General features: G+C 67.3%; 16 protein-coding genes. 9 read left to right on the forward strand and 7 right to left on the reverse strand.

Going from position 1 to position 17591, the window contains the following annotated elements; translation table 11 throughout:
* Positions 1–500 precede the first annotated feature (500 nt).
* Positions 501–1952 (forward strand): NAD-dependent succinate-semialdehyde dehydrogenase, encoded by a 1452-nt coding sequence (locus tag AB0L57_RS23450; RefSeq protein ID WP_364965894.1) that lies wholly within the window; start codon positions 501–503, stop codon positions 1950–1952.
* A gap of 123 nt (positions 1953–2075) precedes the next feature.
* On the opposite strand, the gene AB0L57_RS23455 is transcribed toward AB0L57_RS23450, so the two are convergent.
* A complete protein-coding gene (locus tag AB0L57_RS23455; protein WP_364965897.1) occupies positions 2076–2384 on the reverse strand; it encodes a chorismate mutase in 309 nt (102 codons plus the stop codon).
* Positions 2385–2697: 313 nt separating this feature from the next.
* Between AB0L57_RS23455 and pcrA the strand changes: the two genes are divergently transcribed.
* Positions 2698–5247: a DNA helicase PcrA gene (gene pcrA / locus AB0L57_RS23460; protein ID WP_364965900.1), complete on the forward strand. Its 2550-nt coding sequence runs from the start codon at positions 2698–2700 to the stop codon at positions 5245–5247.
* A 310-nt stretch (positions 5248–5557) separates the two neighbouring features.
* Here the strand turns inward: pcrA and AB0L57_RS23465 are convergent, their stop codons facing one another.
* Entirely contained in the window at positions 5558–6802 is a 1245-nt protein-coding gene (locus AB0L57_RS23465; protein ID WP_364965903.1) for a M23 family metallopeptidase, read from the reverse strand.
* Positions 6803–7401: 599 nt separating this feature from the next.
* Here AB0L57_RS23465 and sucC point away from each other — a divergent pair.
* The 6 genes from sucC (at position 7402) to purH (ending at position 15118) form a co-directional block, all read left to right on the forward strand.
* Entirely contained in the window at positions 7402–8568 is a 1167-nt protein-coding gene (sucC, locus tag AB0L57_RS23470; protein WP_364965905.1) for an ADP-forming succinate--CoA ligase subunit beta, read from the forward strand.
* Positions 8569–8580: 12 nt separating this feature from the next.
* Positions 8581–9495, forward strand: a complete 915-nt coding sequence (gene sucD / locus AB0L57_RS23475) for a succinate--CoA ligase subunit alpha (protein WP_364965908.1) — start codon at positions 8581–8583, stop codon at positions 9493–9495.
* 409 nt (positions 9496–9904) lie between these two features.
* Positions 9905–11020: a DUF5336 domain-containing protein gene (locus tag AB0L57_RS23480; RefSeq protein ID WP_364965911.1), complete on the forward strand. Its 1116-nt coding sequence runs from the start codon at positions 9905–9907 to the stop codon at positions 11018–11020.
* Between the two features lie 153 nt (positions 11021–11173).
* Positions 11174–12841, forward strand: coding sequence for a DUF6350 family protein (locus AB0L57_RS23485; RefSeq protein ID WP_364965913.1), 1668 nt, complete (start codon positions 11174–11176; stop codon positions 12839–12841).
* Between the two features lie 101 nt (positions 12842–12942).
* Positions 12943–13551: a phosphoribosylglycinamide formyltransferase gene (gene purN / locus AB0L57_RS23490; protein WP_364966498.1), complete on the forward strand. Its 609-nt coding sequence runs from the start codon at positions 12943–12945 to the stop codon at positions 13549–13551.
* Positions 13544–15118, forward strand: coding sequence for a bifunctional phosphoribosylaminoimidazolecarboxamide formyltransferase/IMP cyclohydrolase (purH, locus tag AB0L57_RS23495; protein ID WP_364965915.1), 1575 nt, complete (start codon positions 13544–13546; stop codon positions 15116–15118). The genes purN and purH overlap by 8 nt, the downstream gene beginning before the upstream one ends.
* 84 nt (positions 15119–15202) lie before the next feature.
* Here the strand turns inward: purH and AB0L57_RS23500 are convergent, their stop codons facing one another.
* Positions 15203–15664 (reverse strand): hypothetical protein, encoded by a 462-nt coding sequence (locus tag AB0L57_RS23500; RefSeq protein ID WP_364965917.1) that lies wholly within the window; start codon positions 15662–15664, stop codon positions 15203–15205.
* 198 nt (positions 15665–15862) lie between these two features.
* Between AB0L57_RS23500 and AB0L57_RS23505 the strand changes: the two genes are divergently transcribed.
* On the forward strand, positions 15863–16435 hold the full coding sequence (locus AB0L57_RS23505) for a LysM peptidoglycan-binding domain-containing protein (protein ID WP_364965920.1): 573 nt from the start codon (positions 15863–15865) through the stop codon (positions 16433–16435).
* A gap of 73 nt (positions 16436–16508) precedes the next feature.
* On the opposite strand, the gene rpsR is transcribed toward AB0L57_RS23505, so the two are convergent.
* The 4 genes from rpsR to rpmB are packed head-to-tail and all read right to left on the reverse strand — an operon-like array spanning position 16509 to position 17507.
* A complete protein-coding gene (gene rpsR, locus AB0L57_RS23510) occupies positions 16509–16763 on the reverse strand; it encodes a 30S ribosomal protein S18 (RefSeq protein ID WP_364965922.1) in 255 nt (84 codons plus the stop codon).
* 35 nt (positions 16764–16798) lie between these two features.
* A complete protein-coding gene (gene rpsN, locus AB0L57_RS23515; protein ID WP_364965925.1) occupies positions 16799–17104 on the reverse strand; it encodes a 30S ribosomal protein S14 in 306 nt (101 codons plus the stop codon).
* Positions 17104–17271 carry a 50S ribosomal protein L33 gene (rpmG, locus tag AB0L57_RS23520; protein ID WP_025352860.1) on the reverse strand — a complete coding sequence of 56 codons (168 nt, stop codon included), beginning with the start codon at positions 17269–17271 and terminating at the stop codon, positions 17104–17106. Before rpmG ends, rpsN begins: the two co-directional genes overlap by 1 nt.
* Entirely contained in the window at positions 17271–17507 is a 237-nt protein-coding gene (gene rpmB, locus AB0L57_RS23525; protein WP_364965928.1) for a 50S ribosomal protein L28, read from the reverse strand. The genes rpmG and rpmB overlap by 1 nt, the downstream gene beginning before the upstream one ends.
* Positions 17508–17591: the final 84 nt, after the last annotated feature.

Consider the following 17591-nt stretch of genomic DNA (forward strand, 5'->3'; position numbering starts at 1 on the left):
TGTCGTTCGGGCGGTGGTGTCGCTGGCTGTGCTGTTGGCCGAGATTACAGACCGCGCCCAGAACGCGCAGGTGACCCGCGTGATGAAGCGGTGTCGTTCGGGCGGTGGTGTCGCTGGCTGTGCTGTTGGCCGAGGTGACAGACCGTGCCCAGTACGCGCAGGTGACCCGCGTGATGAAGCGGTGTCGTTCGGGCGGTGGTGTCGCTGGCTGTGCTGTTGGCCGAGATTACAGACCGCGCCCAGAACGCGCAGGTGACCCGCGTGATGAAGCGGTGTCGCCGACTTTGTCTGGTACCGGGACTCACAGGTAATGGTCGGATGGTGCCGGTCGCGGCTGTTGCCCGAGGCCGCGGGCCGGTACCGGGATTCGCAGGTACCGCGGGGACGCGCGAGGACCGGTCCGATGGGGTGATGTCGCTGGTCGGGGGCTTGTCCCGTGGGGGCGATCACAACATCGGAAGATCTCCCTGGCCCCGGGGTGTCCGGCCTACGCTGAGCACATGGTGTCGCAAACCGAACTACTGGAATCCGTCCCCACTCAGCTCTGGATCGGCGGGCCGGTGGATGCCACCGGCGGTGCCACATTCCCGGTCGAGAATCCGGCCACCGGTGAACCCGTCGCCCATGTCGCCGACGCCTCGCCCGAGGACGCGATGCGGGCGCTGGACGCCGCATCGGCGGCTCAGGCCGGTTGGGCCGCGACCCCCGCCCGCGAACGCGGTGAGATCCTGCGCGCGGTCTACGAGCGGATCGTCGCGCACACCGAGGACTTCGCCCTGCTGATGACCCTGGAAATGGGTAAGGCATTGCAGGAGAGCCGTAACGAGGTCCGCTACGGCGCCGAATTCTTCCGCTGGTTCAGCGAGGAAGCGGTCCGGATACACGGCCGCTACCAGACCGCGCCCACCGGCGCCGGCCGCATCATCGTCCACAAACAGCCCGTCGGACCGTGCCTGGCCATCACGCCCTGGAACTTCCCGCTCGCCATGGGAACCCGCAAGATCGGGCCGGCCCTGGCCGCGGGATGCACGATGATCGTGAAACCGGCCTCGGCCACCCCGCTCACGATGCTGCTGCTGGCCAAGTTGTGCAGTGACGCGGGCCTGCCCGACGGCGTCCTGTCGGTGATCACCTCGCGCCGCTCCGGTGCGGTGACCGAACCGCTGATCAACGATCCGCGGCTGCGCAAACTCACGTTCACCGGCTCTACCGAGGTCGGCCGGACCCTCGTCGAGAAGTCCGCCCACGGCCTGCTGCGCACCTCGATGGAACTGGGTGGAAACGCGCCGTTCGTGGTCTTCGACGACGCCGACATCGATGCCGCGGTGCAGGGCGCCATGCTGGCGAAGCTGCGCAACGGCGGCGAGGCATGCACCGCGGCCAACCGGTTCCATGTGCACAACTCGGTGCGCGCGGAATTCACCGACAAGTTCGCGGCCGCGATGCGGGAGGTGAAGCTCGGCCCCGGCGACGACCCGTCGACCACCCTCGGACCGCTGATCAACCAGGATCAGCTCGACACGGTCAGCGAACTGGTGGACGACGCCGTGTCCCGCGGCGCCGAGGTCCGCACCGGCGGCAAGGCACCCGGTGGACCGGGTTACTACTATCCGGCCACACTGCTCAGCGAGGTCCCCGCCGGCGCCCGGATCCTGAGCGAGGAGGTGTTCGGCCCGGTCGCCCCGATCATCGGCTTCGATACCGAGGAACAGGGTCTGGCCGCCGCGAACGAGACCCAATTCGGTTTGGTGGCTTACGTTTACACCCGTGACCTGGATCGCGCCCTGCGGATCGCCGAGGGGCTGGAGAGCGGCATGGTCGGAGTCAACCGCGGGGTCATCTCGGATCCGGCCGCCCCCTTCGGCGGCGTCAAGGCATCCGGATTCGGCCGCGAGGGCGGCTTCGAGGGCATCGAGGAGTACCTGTCGACGAAGTACATCGCCCTGCAGTGAGCGCGGCTCGGTGACAGGCTGGGAAGAAGCGGCCGCCCCGGGGGAATGAACACCCGGGGCGGCCTGGGATCGCGGAGCTCGTCGAGACGATGTGCCGCGTGGTTCAGGTGGGTCGGCGCGGTGTCAGTGGCCGAGTCGGCCACGGCCCAGGCGCAGGAGCAGCATGGCCAGGGTGTGGCCTTCCTGGCCCAGTTCGCTGAAGCGCTCCAGGACTTTCATCTCGCGAGAGTGCACCAGGCGCGGCCCACCATTGGCCATCCGGGTCCGGCCGATGATTCTGGAGACCTCGGTGCGGCGCTTGATGGCGGCGAGGATCTCGGCGTCGAGCCGGTCGATCTCCTTACGAAGCTTCTCGATCTCCGCCTCACTACTCGGCGGCGCGGGCTCGGACCCGGCCGCGGACTGGTCGATCGGCTCGGTAGAGGTGCTCATACTTTCTCTCCTCGTGTCAGAAACTCGATCGGCATGCGGCTCCGCCCCGTTACCGATCGGAATCTTCCACCGTGAAACAGACCTGCTCGGCCTTTGTATTGTCCCCGTCTTGGTGTGCGCTCACGTGCGAAATCGGTGACCACGAATGCCATCGTTCGCCCGAACAGCAGAGGTGGTGAGCGCGCTGGTCATGTGGCCAGTCTGCCACGGGTGACAGGGGAGGCAAAGTGCACAGCGTTCTCTCCGATGAGAATGCCCAGGAAATCACGCCGGACTACAGGATGTCGGTGCCCGCCGGTAGCGTGGATGGACGATGGAGACGACGGTGGCAGCAACCCAGCTGAAAAACGAGGCGGCGAAGCGGCAAGCTACGGGTCGCGGGGTTACGGACGCGGAGGCCGACGATCGGGTGCAGCGGCTGTTGGCGGGGCTCAATCCCCAGCAGCGCGCGGCGGTCGTGCACGCCGGGTCCCCGCTGCTGATCGTCGCCGGCGCCGGGTCCGGTAAGACCGCGGTTCTCACCCGTCGCATCGCCTATCTACTGGCCGAGCGCGACGTCACGCCCGGACAGATCCTGGCCATCACCTTCACCAACAAGGCCGCGGCCGAGATGCGCGAGCGGGTGATCGATCTGGTCGGCCCGCGTGCGGCTTCCATGTGGGTCTCGACCTTCCATTCCTCCTGTGTGCGCATTCTGCGGATGCAGGCCAACCTGCTGCCCGGTTCGCTGAACTCCAATTTCTCCATCTACGACGCCGACGATTCCCGGCGGCTGCTGGCGATGATCATCCGCGATCAGAATCTGGATCCGAAGAAGTACTCGCCGCGCCTGCTGTCGACCGCCATCTCCAATCTCAAAAACGAGCTCATCGATCCCGAAACCGCCACGGCGGACGCGGAATCCGACGAGTCCGAACTGCCCGGCATCGTCGCGCGGGTCTATACCGAATATCAGCGGCGGCTGCGCGCGGCCAATGCCTTCGATTTCGACGATCTGATCGGTGAGACGGTGGCACTGCTGCAGCAGCATCCGCAGGTCGCCGAGTACTACCGACGCCGGTTCCGGCATGTCCTGGTCGACGAGTACCAGGACACCAACCATGCCCAGTACGTGCTGATCCGCGAGCTGGTCGGCCACGGCTCGAGCCATCAGGGCCGAGAACCCGCGGCGCCAGCCGCAGACGGCAACGCCGCCGATCCGGAGTTCGTGCCGGCCCGCCGGGCCGAGACCGTGCCGCCCAGTGAATTGTGTGTGGTCGGCGACGCCGATCAGTCGATCTACGCGTTCCGTGGTGCGACCATCCGCAATATCGAGGAATTCGAGCGCGATTTTCCCGATGCGGAAACCATTCTGCTGGAACAGAACTACCGCTCCACCCAGCACATTCTGTCGGCCGCGAATGCGCTCATCTCGCGCAACGAGAATCGCCGCGACAAGAAGCTGTGGACCGATTCCGGCGACGGCGATCTGATCGTGGGGTACGTCGCCGACAACGAACACGACGAGGCGTCGTTCGTGGCCCGGGAAATCGATCGCCTGGTCGATCAGGGCGATTACAACTACGCCGACGTCGCGGTGTTCTACCGCACCAACAACAATTCGCGTGCGCTGGAGGAGATCTTCATCCGCATGGGCCTGCCCTACAAGGTGGTGGGCGGGGTGCGGTTCTACGAGCGCAAAGAGGTCCGCGATGTGGTGGCCTACCTGCGCGTGCTGGAGAATCCGAACGACGCGGTGAGCCTGCGCCGCATCCTCAACACCCCGCGTCGCGGTATCGGTGACCGCGCCGAGGCGTGCGTGGCCGTCCATGCCGAACAGCGCGATATCGGTTTCGCCGCCGCGCTGCGGGACGCGGCCGACGGCAAGGTGGCGCTGCTGAACACCCGGGCGCAGCGGGCCATCGCCGGTTTCCTGGATCTGCTCGACGAGATCCGCGCCGCCGGCGCCACCCCGGAGTCGGAGTATCCGGATGTGGGCAAGGTCGTGGAGGCCGTGCTCGACAAGACCGGCTACCGCGGTGAGCTGGAGGCCTCCGACGATCCCCAGGACGGTGCCCGCCTCGACAACCTCAACGAATTGGTGAGCGTCGCAACGGAATTCAGTTCCGAGGCGCGGAACAACGTCGAGGCGGCGCGCGAGGAGGGGCTGGTGCCCGAGGCCGCCGAGGGGGAGCCGGATCCGGGATCGCTGGCGGCGTTCCTGGAGCGGGTGTCCCTGGTCGCCGACACCGATCAGATTCCCGACGAGGGTTCCGGTGTGGTCACCCTGATGACCCTGCACACCGCCAAGGGCTTGGAGTTCCCGGTGGTGTTCGTGACCGGCTGGGAGGATGGCCAGTTCCCGCATATGCGCGCCCTCGGTGATCCCGCCGAACTGGCCGAGGAACGTCGGCTCGCCTATGTCGGTATCACTCGTGCCCGCAAACGCCTGTTCCTGTCGCGCGCGGTGGTCCGTTCCGGCTGGGGGCAGGCGGTCTCGAATCCGGAATCCCGCTTCCTGCAAGAGATCCCGCAACATCTGCTGGAATGGCAACGCCTGGAGCCGACACCGCCGTCGGGCGGCCGCGGTTTCCGCAGGCGGGGCGAGGACGACGGTGGCGGACGGGATTGGACCCGTGGCGACGGCTGGTCTCAGCAGCGCCCCGGTCTGCGTGATCGCGCCCCCGCCCGTCCCGGCGCCAAACTCAACAACTCGGGTCTGGTGCTGGCCGTGGGTGACCGGGTCAGCGATGACAAATACGGTCTGGGCCGAGTGGTGGCCGCCGAAGGCTTCGGCTCCCTGGCCACGGTGACCATCGATTTCGGTACCGCCGGCAAGATCCGCCTGATCCCGCAATACAGCCGGACCTTGGTGAAGCTCTGACAGCGCTCCCGGCGACCGGGCTGCGCGCTTGGTCGCCGGGCTCTCAGCCGCCCGCCGGTGCGTCCTGCCGGGCGATGGTCCTGACCATGACGCGCTCCACGCGAGTATCCACGGCGGTGACGCCGAGCTCGCGATCCGGCACCGGCTCACCGAGACCAACTGATACCCACACCAGACCTTAAGGGCGACAACTGATCTCAGGAGAACACGAGTAACTCATCGGGTACTCCCAACACCCCACCACCGCCGCCCCGCAACGAACATCTCGCGGCACCCACTCGTCCGCAAAATACTCGGAGAGATGGGCGAGCTAGTCGCGTTCGGGGCCGAGGGAGATACCGCGCGAGGCGAGCCAGGGGAGCGGGTCGACCTTGTTCGATCCGTTCAGCCACACCTCGAAGTGGCAGTGCGGTCCGGTGGAGAAGCCACGGTTACCGACGGTGGCAATCTGGTCGCCGGCCATCACCTGCTGTCCCTCGGACACGGTGACGGTGTCGACGTGACCGTAGACGGTGATGGTGCCGTCGGCATGCTTCAGGCGCACCCACATACCGAATCCGGACGCGGGACCCGCGCTGATCACTTCACCGTCTTCGACGGCGTAGATCGGGGTACCGATCGGTGCTGCCACATCGACGCCGAGATGCTGTACGCCCCAGCGACCGCCGAATCCGGAGGTGAAGGTGCCATTGGCGAATTTCGAGAACAGCGGGCGCAACTTCGCCGATTCCTGCGCCGCGAGAGTGGCGGCGAATTCCTGGCCGTGCTGCAGGATGTCCTGGAACTGGCTGACATCTGCCACCGGCGCCACATTGAGCACCTGGGGCGACTGCGGATTTCCGGCCTGCGCCTGGGTGGTGACGGCCGCCTGTGCGGCGATCTCGTGCACCTGCCCGGCGGCATCGACATCGGCGGTGGTCGCGTGGTGCTGTCCACCGGACTGCATTCCCGCCTGCCCGGCGGCGACCACGGCGCCCGCGGCCACGGCGACGACGGCGGCACGGCCCTTGAGCGCGGCCGGTGGGGCGGGTACCCGGTGGGCGCCGCCGAACTTACGGGGCTCCTCCTCGTCGCCTGCCGTGCCCGACGCGCGCTTGCGACCGGGAACCAGCCGGGCGAGATCGAACGGCTGATTGCCGTCGGCAGCGTCGTAGTCCTCGGCGGCGTCGTATTCGCCGTGTTCGTGGTTCAGGCCGGCGGGATCGGCGGCCGCCCATTCGTCGGTGCTGGGCCATTGCGGTTCGGCGGTCCAGTTGCCGTCGTCACCGTGCTGCGCCGCCCAGGGCTGCTGCCATTCGCCGGAGTCCGGTCCCGATGTGGCCCAGGAACCCGCGGCGACGGTGGCGCTCGCGCCGGCCGCCTGTGACCAGCTGTCCGCGCGGCCGGGCATATCGCGCACCTGCTGCGGAGCGACACCGCCGGCCTGGTCGCCGGCGTAGCCGCCGAGGGACTGCCCGTTGCCGAAGTACGGATGCTGGTCGAGAGATTCCTCCTCGCCGCGGTAACGGCGAGCGGATCGAGCGCGATGCCCTGGTTGTAGACGGCCGTGGCTCATCGGTGGACTCCGCCGGTCGAAGGGCTCATCGCCTGCGGAGCACTGTGCTGCAACAAGCCTGCCGTCCTCCTGGTCGGGTGCCGTATACGCGGACCTCATCCGAGTTGCGCGGCCGATGTGGGAGCGCTTGTACAGCGTATTCCCGCTGGTCCTGTGATCAGCTTGTGACATCGACCGCATCGACGGTAACGAAACGATTGCAGGTCGGCAAGCGCTAGCCCCGTAACGGCTGCACTTGTGAGATTGATCACGTTTGTTGCCGGAATAACACACCACATATCGGGCGCGCGAGCGAAAACTTGCAACTACACAATGTAGTAGCCAGATCGGCAAATCGGACCATCCTCCGCCCGACCTGCCTCGCCCGAAAAAGCTACTCGCCAGTAGCCTTGGCCAGCGGTTTTGCTCGGGCGGATGTGGTCCCGTGACCTGCGCCACTTAGGCTGTATGCGGCTGATTTCGGCGACATCGAACTGATTAGAGTCCGACTCGACCCGCTGACCCTTTCGAGCGACCTGCAAGCAGTCGCTACGGGCCGACCACGGGCGGCAACATAGTCAAAGTCGTTGTCACCACAACGCAGACGAGACGGTGAGTACATGGATCTCTTCGAATATCAGGCGAAGGAACTCTTCGTGAAGCACGGAGTGCCTTCGTCGGAGGGCCGCGTCACGGACTCGGCCGAGGACGCCCGTGCCATCGCGACCGAAATCGGCAAGCCTGTGATGATCAAGTCGCAGGTCAAGGTCGGTGGCCGTGGTAAGGCCGGCGGTGTGAAGTACGCAGCCACCCCGGATGACGCCTTCACGCACGCGAACAACATCCTGGGCCTGGACATCAAGGGTCACGTCACCAAGAAGATCCTGGTCGCCGAGGCCAAGGACATCGCGGAGGAGTACTACATCTCCTTCCTGCTCGATCGCGCCAACCGCACCTACCTGGCCATGTGCTCGGTCGAGGGCGGTATGGAGATCGAAGAGGTCGCCGCCACCAAGCCCGACCGTCTGGCCAAGGTCGCCGTCGACGCGGTCAAGGGTGTCGATCTGGCCTTCGCGCGCTCCATCGCCGAGCAGGGCCACCTGCCCGCCGACGTCCTGGACGCCGCCGCGGTGACCATCCAGAAGCTGTGGGAGGTCTTCGTCAACGAGGACGCGACCCTGGTCGAGGTGAACCCGCTGGTCCGTACGCCGGAGAATGAGATCCTGGCGCTGGACGGCAAGGTCACCCTGGACGAGAACGCCGATTTCCGGCACCCCGATCACGCCGAGTTCGCGGACCGCGACGCCACCGATCCGCTCGAGCTCAAGGCCAAGGAGAACGACCTCAACTACGTCAAGCTCGACGGTGAGGTCGGCATCATCGGCAACGGTGCCGGCCTGGTCATGTCGACCCTGGACGTCGTCGCCTACGCCGGTGAGAACCACAACGGCGTGAAGCCGGCCAACTTCCTCGACATCGGTGGTGGCGCCTCGGCCGAGGTGATGGCCAACGGTCTCGATGTCATTCTCAACGACGCGCAGGTCAAGAGCGTGTTCGTGAACGTGTTCGGCGGCATCACCGCGTGTGACGCGGTAGCCAACGGCATCGTGAAGGCCCTGGAGATCCTGGGGTCGGAGGCGAACAAGCCGCTGGTGGTCCGCCTCGATGGCAACAAGGTCGAGGAGGGTCGCAAGATCCTCGTCGACGCCAACCACCCGCTGGTCACCCTCGCCCAGACCATGGACGAAGGCGCCGACAAGGCCGCCGAACTGGCTGCGGCCAAGTAAGGACAAGAAGCAATGTCTATCTTCCTGAACAAGGACTCCAAGGTCATCGTCCAGGGCATCACCGGCGGTGAGGGCACCAAGCACACCGCGCTGATGCTGAAGGCCGGCACCCAGGTCGTCGGTGGCGTCAACGCCCGCAAGGCCGGCACCACCGTCTCGCACACCGCCAAGGACGGCTCGGCCGTCGAGCTGCCGGTGTTCGGCGGCGTCGCCGAGGCCATGAAGGAGACCGGCGCCGACGTGTCGATCGCCTTCGTGCCGCCGAAGTTCGCCAAGGACGCCATCATCGAGGCCATCGACGCGGAGATCCCGCTGCTCGTGGTCATCACCGAGGGCATCCCGGTGCAGGACACCGCCTACGCGTGGGCCTACAACGTGGAGAAGGGCAGCAAGACCCGGATCATCGGCCCCAACTGCCCCGGCATCATCACCCCGGGTGAGTCGCTGGTGGGCATCACCCCGGCCAACATCACCGGCAAGGGCCCGATCGGCCTGGTGTCGAAGTCGGGCACCCTGACCTACCAGATGATGTACGAGCTGCGTGACTTCGGCTTCTCGACCTCCATCGGTATCGGTGGCGACCCGGTCATCGGCACCACCCACATCGACGCCATCGAGGCGTTCGAGAAGGACCCCGAGACCAAGCTCATCGTCATGATCGGCGAGATCGGCGGCGACGCCGAGGAGCGGGCGGCCGCGTACATCCAGGCCAACGTCACCAAGCCGGTCGTCGGCTACGTCGCGGGCTTCACCGCCCCGGAGGGCAAGACCATGGGCCACGCCGGCGCCATCGTGTCCGGCTCCTCGGGCACCGCCGCGGCGAAGAAGGAGGCCCTCGAGGCCGCGGGCGTGAAGGTCGGCAAGACCCCGTCCGAGACCGCCGCTCTGGCGCGCGAAATTCTGGAGAAGGCGTCGATCACCGCTTGATCGTTCGCACCGGCGAAGGCCGCCTTGCCGAAATGGCAAGGCGGCCTTCGTCATTCATCCCGGGGCCGGTGACATGCTGCTGCGGGCAGACAGCAGCGGTGCTGTGGGCAGGGACATCTGCCGCCGGACGGCCGGGACGCGTGGCCGGGGCCGGAACGGATGGCTAGGGTGCTGGGAACAGATGGCAGAGCCCCAGAGCCCGGACCACCATGCAGAACATTTCCGAAATGTCCATGCGATACCTCCGATCGTCGGCGCCGAGAACACGATCGAGACGGGTATCGGGTTCACTGGGCGCGCTCGTGGTTGCCACGTGTGGTGTCGTGGCCGTGACCGGGGCCCGCGAGTGCAGTAGCGTCAAGGGTATTCAGCCTGAAAGCCGATGAAGGACTCGTAAGGAGACGACCACATGTCCTACCCGACCGGGGGCTCCGGGTACAACGCGCCCACGCCGCAGCCCTCGCCCACACCCTCGTCCGCGCCCAGCTTCGGCCAGCAGCCGGCCGGTAGTGCCAGCGGCGGTTCGGGGAGTTCGGCGTTGAGTGCCAAGGGGCTGACGTTCTACCTGACCGTTGGGACCGCCGCGCTCGGCGTGATCAACTTCCTGCTGGGCTTCACCGCCTACGTGAAGAGCGATGCTCGCGATCTGGGGCCGGGTATGACGGTCGCATCCGAGAGCGCGAGCTTCTTCGAGGCCAAGGGTGTCTCCCCACTGCTGGCCCTGCTCCTGCTGGGCGGACTGCTGGCGGGTCTGGCCCTGGTGCCGAAGATCAACCAGTCCTGGACCGGTCCGGCCGCGGCCGCGTCGGCGGCCGGCTTCATCGCGCTGCTGTTCCAATCGTTCAACGTCGGCGACAGCACCTCGCTGGCGTGGGGTGGCTGGCTGGTGCTGTTCCTGGCGCTGGTGCAGACCGCCGTCGCCGTCGTCGCGCTGCTGTTCGAGGTCGGCATCCTGTCGGCTCCCGAGGCCAAGCCCGCTGCCGCGAGTTCCGGCTACGGCCAGCAGGCCGCCTACGGCCAGGCGCAACAGCAGAGCCAGCAGGCGCAGTACGGCCAGGCACAGCAGGCGCAGCAGGCACAGTACGGGCAGCAATACGGCCAGCAGTACGGCCAGGCGCAGCAGGGACAGGCGGCGCAGCCGCAGGCCGCGCAGGGACAGCAGGCCGCCTACGGCCAGTACGGCCAGCAGTACGGCCAGGGCCAGTACGGTCAGCAGCCGTCGGCCTACGGACAGCCCGCTCAGCAGCCCTACGGCGCCTCGCCCGCGCAGGGTGCCCAGTCGCCGTACGCGCAGCGGCCGCAGACCTCGGGCGGGGACGAGGCCGCGACGCAGCACTTCGGTAGCGCCACTTCTTCCCAGCAGGCCGGTGGCCAGCCGGGCCAGGCCGGTCAGCAGTTCGGTTCGCTGAACTTCGGCCAGCAGGGACAGCAGGGCCAGGGTGCGCAGCCGTTCGGCGGTGAGCAGACCGGCAACCCGGCCGCGGACGCGACCAAGGCGTTCCGTCCCGAGGACGACAAGAAGTAGTTCCGTATCCCCGATTCGGATACGGATTTCGATCGGCGAGTCAGGCGTCGCACACGGCGCGCCTGACTCGCCGATCCGTTTCCGGCTGCCACTCTGATTTCGTGGGTGGTCGTGTCCGCGTCGACGAGCCGACAGGATCCGTGAGGTAGTTCTATGAAGTCCGCACTGGTCCGTTGGACCGACCTTCGCGAACAGCGGGCAGGCACGAGACCGGCGCCGCCCGATCCGCCCGGCGACCCCGAGGATCCGGTCTTTCTCTCGCTGAGTCCGGAACGGGCCAAGGTACTGCTCGTCATCGCTGCCCGGGCGTCGAGTTTCACCGTGGTCGCCATCGTCGCGATCGTGCTGCTCACCCTGATCACCGCGGGCAGCGGCCTCACCGGCGCCTCGGGGGCGATCGCGTCCGGCTGGCTCGCCGTCCACCAGGTCCCGGTTCTGGTGGGAAAGACCTCGCTCGGCCTGCTTCCGCTGGTGCCGACCGGGCTGGTGCTCTGGCTGACCATGCACGACTGCGCGCACGCGGTCTCGCCGCGCTCCTCACGTGCCGATCTGGGCTGGATCGTCGGTGCCGCGCTCGCGGGCCCGTTACTTGTCACCGCCGTCTGTCTGGCCGTGGCAGAGGACGCCGCCGCGGCCGTACCGCTGCAGGCTCCCGACAACCTCACCGCCTTCTCCTGTGTCGGCGGGCTGCATCTGCTCGCCGCGGTCGTCGGTATCGTCTCGCAGCCGAATTCCGTGCGCGACCGGATCGGCGCGTACCTGCCGGAGTGGGTCTTCACCGGAGCGCGGATGGCGGCTCGGGCGCTGTGGCGGCTGCTGATCAACGGCGCGGTGCTCGCGCTGGTGTCGTTCGTCCTGCACTGGTCGGTCATCGGGGACACCTACGCGACCGCGGGCAATTTCGCCGGTGTGCTCGGTCTGAGTGCCCTGTCGCTGGCCTATGTGCCGAATGTCGTGATCGCGGCCACGAGCGTGCTGGTGGGCGCGGATGTACACATCGGGGACGGTGGGCTGAGCCTGTTCTCGGTGACCGGTGCGCCGGTGCCCGCGCTGCCGGTGCTGGCGGCCGTGCCGACCGGGCCCGCGGCGGCCTGGTGGTCGGTGCTGCTGCTGGTGCCCGCCGCGATCGGCGTGCGCGGTGGGCTGGACTGCGCCCGCGAAACCGACGACGAACCGCGCCGGCCGTGGGCGACGTTGTTCGGTGCGGCGGCGGCCGCGGTGGTGTTGTCGCTGTTGTGCCTGTGTGCCGGTGGGCGGGTCGGCTCGTTCGGTGACATCGGACCGGGTGTGCTGCTGACCGCCGGCCTCACCTTCGGCTGGCTCACTGTCGCCGGTTATGTCGGATTGGTCTGCGGCCGTAGGTTTCTCGGCATCCCGCCCAGGTACACCGACAGCGGTTTCGGTGCGCCGGCCGGCCGGTTCGTCGCCGGCGAGTACGACGACTACGACGACGGTCATGCCGACGAGGGGTACGACACGGGCCGATACGACGACCCGGAGGACGAGGATCGGTATGTCCCGCGGCCGCGCTATGCCGACCAGTTGTACGACGATCCCCGCTATGTCGAATACGAGTTCGCGGATGACGAATACGCCGATGACGAGCCGGTGGGCGACGGCTACCCGGAGCCGTCCCGGGACCGCGGCGACGACATCGCGGTCGTCGAGGTGGACGGCGAACTGCTCGACGACGACGATCTCGACCCGGTGCGTGCCGACCCCGATCCGGACTACGACTTCGATGCCGAAAATGCCGACATCCTGGATGCGGAAGTGGTAGAGGGTGACCTGCCGGAGGGGCCCGGAAGGGGCGGTCGTTAGGCTCTAACCCGGCGGACATCGTGACCGCCGCCCTCCGGCAGCCCCGACGCACAGGGAGTAGAGCGCTGACCACCCCGCCCGCCCAGCCGGTCCCGCCGACCGTGCCTGCGACCCTCGTCGTCCTCGCCTCGGGTACGGGATCACTGCTGCAATCGCTGATCGCGGCCACCGAGCAGCCGGATTATCCGGCGCGGGTCGCCGCCGTGGGGGTGGACCGGATCTGCCCGGCCACCGACCACGCGGCGCGCGCCGGTATCCCCGACTTCCGGGTGGCTCCCGGCGACTTCTCCGACCGTGCCGCGTGGGACCTCGCGTTGACCGAGGCGGTCGCGGCGCACCATCCCGATCTGGTGGTGTCCGCGGGCTTCATGCGCCTGCTGGGCCCGCGTTTTCTGGAGCGGTTCGAGGGCCGCATCATCAATACCCACCCCGCACTGCTGCCGTCCTTCCCGGGCGCGCACGGCGTGCGCGACGCACTGGCCTACGGCGTGCGGGTGACCGGGTCGACCGTGCATCTGGTCGACGCGGGTGTGGACACCGGGCCGATTCTCGCGCAGGAGCCGGTGGCCGTGCTGCCGGGAGACGACGAGGCGAGCCTGCACGAACGAATCAAAGTCGTGGAGCGACGGCTGCTGGCGGAGACCGTGGCCGCCGTCGCGACCCGAGGCATTGTCTGCAACGGACGAAAGGCAGAAATCCCTGATGAGTGAGCGTCGAGCGGTTCGCCGGGCGCTGGTGAGCGTCTACGACAAAACGGGTCTGATCGAGCTCGCCACCGGGCTCGACGCCGCCGGTGTCGAGCTGGTGTCGACCGGTTCGACCGCGGCGCGTATCGCCGACGCGGGTATTCCGGTGACCAAGGTGGAGGACCTCACCGGGTTCCCCGAAACCCTGGACGGCCGGGTGAAGACGCTGCACCCGCGGGTGCACGCCGGCATCCTCGCCGACACCCGCAAACAGGAACATCTCGATCAGCTGGTCGAACTCGAGGTGGAGGCCTTCCAGCTGGTGGTGGTGAATCTGTACCCGTTCACCGAGACCGTCGCCAGTGGCGCCTCGCCCGACGAATGCGTCGAGCAGATCGATATCGGCGGTCCGTCGATGGTCCGCGCGGCCGCCAAGAATCATCCCTCGGTGGCCGTGGTGGTCGACACCGGTGACTACGACGACGTGCTCACCGCGGTCCAGGGCGGCGGCTTCACGCTGCCTGATCGAACCGCACTGGCGGCCAAGGCTTTCCAGCACACCGCAAGCTACGACGTGGCGGTGGCGAGCTGGATGACGACGGTGCTGACCGGCGAGCCGTCCGCGGATTCGACTGCGGCGGAACAGTTCCCGGCCTGGATGGGCGGCGCCTGGACGCGTGAAGCGGTGCTGCGCTACGGCGAGAATCCACATCAGGCCGCGGCGCTGTACCGCAACGAATCCGGTCCGGCGGGGCTGGCCCAAGCGAAACAGTTGCACGGCAAGGAGATGTCGTACAACAACTACACCGACGCCGATGCCGCCTGGCGCGCCGCCTGGGACCACGTCGAGCCCGCGGTGGCCATCATCAAGCATGCCAACCCGTGCGGGATCGCGGTGGGTGCCGATATCGCCGAGGCGCATCGCAAGGCGCACGCCTGTGATCCGGTGAGCGCCTTCGGTGGTGTCATCGCGGCCAACCGCGAGGTGACCGTGGAGATGGCCGAACAGGTGGCCGAGATCTTCACCGAGGTCATCGTGGCCCCCGGCTATGCCGACGGTGCGGTGGAAGTGTTGCAGCGCAAGAAGAACGTGCGCATTCTGATCGCCGACCAGCCGAGTCGCGGTGGTGTCGAGTTGCGGCCGATCAGCGGCGGCGCCCTGCTGCAGCAGACCGATGTCGTCGACGCCGAGGGTGACGATCCCGCCAACTGGACCCTCGCCACCGGCGAGGCGGCCGATGCGGCCACCCTGGCGGATCTCGAATTCGCCTGGCGTGCTTGCCGAGCCGTGAAATCCAACGCGATCCTGCTGGCGCACGACGGCGCTTCGGTCGGCGTGGGTATGGGACAGGTCAACCGCGTCGATGCCGTCCATCTGGCGGTGCTGCGCGCGGGCGATCGCGCCGAGGGGTCGGTGGCGGCCTCCGATGCCTACTTCCCGTTCCCCGACGGCCCCCAGCAGTTGATCGCCGCGGGGGTGAAAGCCATTGTGCAACCCGGTGGTTCGGTGCGTGATCAGCTCACCATCGATGCCTGCCGGGAGGCGGGGGTCACCATGTATCTCACCGGGGCACGGCACTTCGCGCACTGAGCGCGGTCTCCGGATCGAACGAACGTCCCCTTCCGCGACTTTCGCGGAAGGGGACGTTCGTCGTTGTGCTCCGGGAGGCTCGGATCAGGTCGCGCTCAATACCTTTCGATCGCCCAGCGGCTTCTTCAGCGGGATCTCCAGCGTGCCGAAGACCGCGATCATTGTGCACATCCGCCCCACGGCCTGGGGGAGGGTTCCGGCCCGGAGGTGGACGGTCACCGATGAATCGGTCTCGTCGGTGGTGGCGTCGACGCCGTAACATTCGGGCGATCCGGTCTGGAAGTTCACCGCTATCCGGTCGTCCGCCACCCGGCTCCAGCTGTCGAAGGACATGGGGTGCGGGCTGGTGATCGTGGGGTCGGCGGTGAACATGCGGCCGGGCTGCGGCGGATTCTGCTCGATGGGAGTGGCGATCGCCGAGGTCGAGGTATTCGCCTGTGTCCCACCGCTGTCGGAGCTCCCGCAGGCAGTGACCAGCAGAGCGGGTAGTGCCAGTACTGCGATGGCTGCCGCGCCGAGGCGGCGCCGTGCCGGGATCGAATCCATGTGCCACACCCTAGTAGGCGCCGCGGGCGGGATGTGTTCGACGTCGCAGTGAACTTTCCGCGAACCACCGCGCGTGACTCCGGCGTGATCGCGGCGTCGGGAAGTAATGTGCGCAAACGATGAGCGAATACGTTTCGACGCCATCGAATCAGCAATCGGCATGACTGTTTTCACTGTCTCATCGAAAGGATTCACCGCGTGGGTGACACGTTGCAGGTAGGTGGGGAACTCGGCCTGGGTCAGGCTCTCGAGGGCGGCGCGTACACGCTGACTCTCCAAAATGATGGCAACTTGGTGCTTTCCGAGCCGGAGGGCACTGTGGTGTGGGCGACCATGACGCACGAGCAGGGCGTCGAGCGCGCCGTGCTGCAGGACGACGGCAACTTCGTGCTCTACTCCGCCGCCGGTCCGGTATGGGCCACCGACACCAACGGTGGCGAGGCCGATCACCTGGTTGTGCAACCGGACCGCAACATCGTGCTCTACGGCCGTAACGGTGCCTCGCTGTGGGCATCGGGCACCAATACCGACAATCCGATCGTGGTGGCGGAGCCGGTCGTCGGTGAGGAGCCGCTCGCCGCACCGGCCGCGGAGATGTCCCCGCCGCCCGCTCCCCAGGTGCGCACCTACACCGTCGAGCCCGGTGACACCCTGTGGACCATCGCCGAGCGCTTCTACGGTGACGGCAACCGCTACCTGGAGATCGCCGGCGCCAGTGGTATCGAGAACCCGGACGCCATCGATGCGGGGCAGCTGCTGACGATCCCCTGATGGGTGATGAGAGGTAGCCGCGAAAAATGGAGGCCGTGACGCGGCTGCGTCACGGCCTCCATGAGCGGACGAGTCACCGACTGGTGAAGGGCAGCAGCGCCATCTCGCGCGCGTTCTTCACCGCGATCGCCACCTGCCGCTGCTGCTGCGGGGTGAGGCCGGTGACCCGGCGGCTGCGGATCTTGCCGCGGTCGGAGATGAAGGTGCGCAGCAGGTTCACATCCTTGTAGTCGACGATTTCGACCCCGGCGGCGATGAGTGGATTCTTCTTCGGCCGGCGAGCCTGCTCGGCACGGATCCTTTTCGATGGTGCTCGCTTGACTGCCATATGAGGGATTCCTCCTGACGAGATCTGCGGTGGGTCTACCAACTCGATTTGTGCACTCCGGGCAGCTCCCCCCGGTGGGCCATCTCGCGCATACGTACCCGGGACAATCCGAACTTGCGGAGGTGTCCGCGGGGGCGGCCATCGGCGGCGTCCCGATTGCGCAAGCGTACCGGACTCGCATCGCGCGGCAGTCGCTGCAGGGCGAGCTGGGCGGCGCCGCGCTGCTCGTCGGGGGTGGCTGGATTACGGATCAGTTCCTTGAGCTCGGCCCGGCGCTCGGCGTAGCGGGCCACGACCGCACGGCGCTGTTCGTTGCGGGCGATCTTGGATTTCTTGGCCATTACCGGTCCTCGCGGAAGTCGATGTGGCGGCGCAGGATCGGATCGTATTTGCGCAACACCAGGCGGTCGGGGTCGTTACGGCGGTTCTTGCGGGTGACGTAGGTGTAGCCGGTGCCACCGGTCGACCGCAGTTTGACGATGGGGCGGATCTCGTTGCTGCGCGCCATCAGATCTTCTCGCCCCGGGCGCGCAAGCGGGCCACCACGGCCTCGATTCCGTCGCGATCGATGGTCTTGATGCCCGTGGCCGAGAGTCGCAGCGTGATGCGGCGGCCCTCGCTGGGCAGGAAGTACGTCTTGCGCTGGATGTTCGGATCCCAGCGCCGGTTGGTCCGGACGTGGGAGTGCGAAACGGATTTACCGAAGCCCGGCTTGCGGCCGGTGACCTGGCAGTGGGCCGACATGGGGCCGCCTTTCTGAAAATCATTTTCGACAATGACCGTCGCAGACTGTACCGTGTGCTTCTAGGAAATGAAAATCATTGTCGA

Origin of the sequence: Nocardia sp. NPDC052254 (assembly GCF_040679495.1) — a bacterium.
GTDB lineage: Bacteria > Actinomycetota > Actinomycetes > Mycobacteriales > Mycobacteriaceae > Nocardia.

What these genes read in the sequence shown, in the direction of transcription:
- AB0L57_RS23450 (WP_364965894.1), top strand. Translation starts at nt 501, where the DNA reads ATGGTGTCGCAAACCGAACTACTGGAATCCGTCCCCACTCAGCTCTGG.
- sucC (WP_364965905.1), top strand. Translation starts at nt 7,402, where the DNA reads ATGGATCTCTTCGAATATCAGGCGAAGGAACTCTTCGTGAAGCACGGA.
- rpmG (WP_025352860.1), bottom strand. Translation starts at nt 17,271, where the DNA reads ATGGCGCGCAGCAACGAGATCCGCCCCATCGTCAAACTGCGGTCGACC.
- rpsN (WP_364965925.1), bottom strand. Translation starts at nt 17,104, where the DNA reads ATGGCCAAGAAATCCAAGATCGCCCGCAACGAACAGCGCCGTGCGGTC.
- AB0L57_RS23485 (WP_364965913.1), top strand. Translation starts at nt 11,174, where the DNA reads ATGAAGTCCGCACTGGTCCGTTGGACCGACCTTCGCGAACAGCGGGCA.
- AB0L57_RS23455 (WP_364965897.1), bottom strand. Translation starts at nt 2,384, where the DNA reads ATGAGCACCTCTACCGAGCCGATCGACCAGTCCGCGGCCGGGTCCGAG.
- AB0L57_RS23500 (WP_364965917.1), bottom strand. Translation starts at nt 15,664, where the DNA reads ATGGATTCGATCCCGGCACGGCGCCGCCTCGGCGCGGCAGCCATCGCA.
- sucD (WP_364965908.1), top strand. Translation starts at nt 8,581, where the DNA reads ATGTCTATCTTCCTGAACAAGGACTCCAAGGTCATCGTCCAGGGCATC.
- pcrA (WP_364965900.1), top strand. Translation starts at nt 2,698, where the DNA reads ATGGAGACGACGGTGGCAGCAACCCAGCTGAAAAACGAGGCGGCGAAG.
- rpmB (WP_364965928.1), bottom strand. Translation starts at nt 17,507, where the DNA reads ATGTCGGCCCACTGCCAGGTCACCGGCCGCAAGCCGGGCTTCGGTAAA.
- AB0L57_RS23480 (WP_364965911.1), top strand. Translation starts at nt 9,905, where the DNA reads ATGTCCTACCCGACCGGGGGCTCCGGGTACAACGCGCCCACGCCGCAG.
- purH (WP_364965915.1), top strand. Translation starts at nt 13,544, where the DNA reads ATGAGTGAGCGTCGAGCGGTTCGCCGGGCGCTGGTGAGCGTCTACGAC.
- AB0L57_RS23465 (WP_364965903.1), bottom strand. Translation starts at nt 6,802, where the DNA reads ATGAGCCACGGCCGTCTACAACCAGGGCATCGCGCTCGATCCGCTCGC.
- rpsR (WP_364965922.1), bottom strand. Translation starts at nt 16,763, where the DNA reads ATGGCAGTCAAGCGAGCACCATCGAAAAGGATCCGTGCCGAGCAGGCT.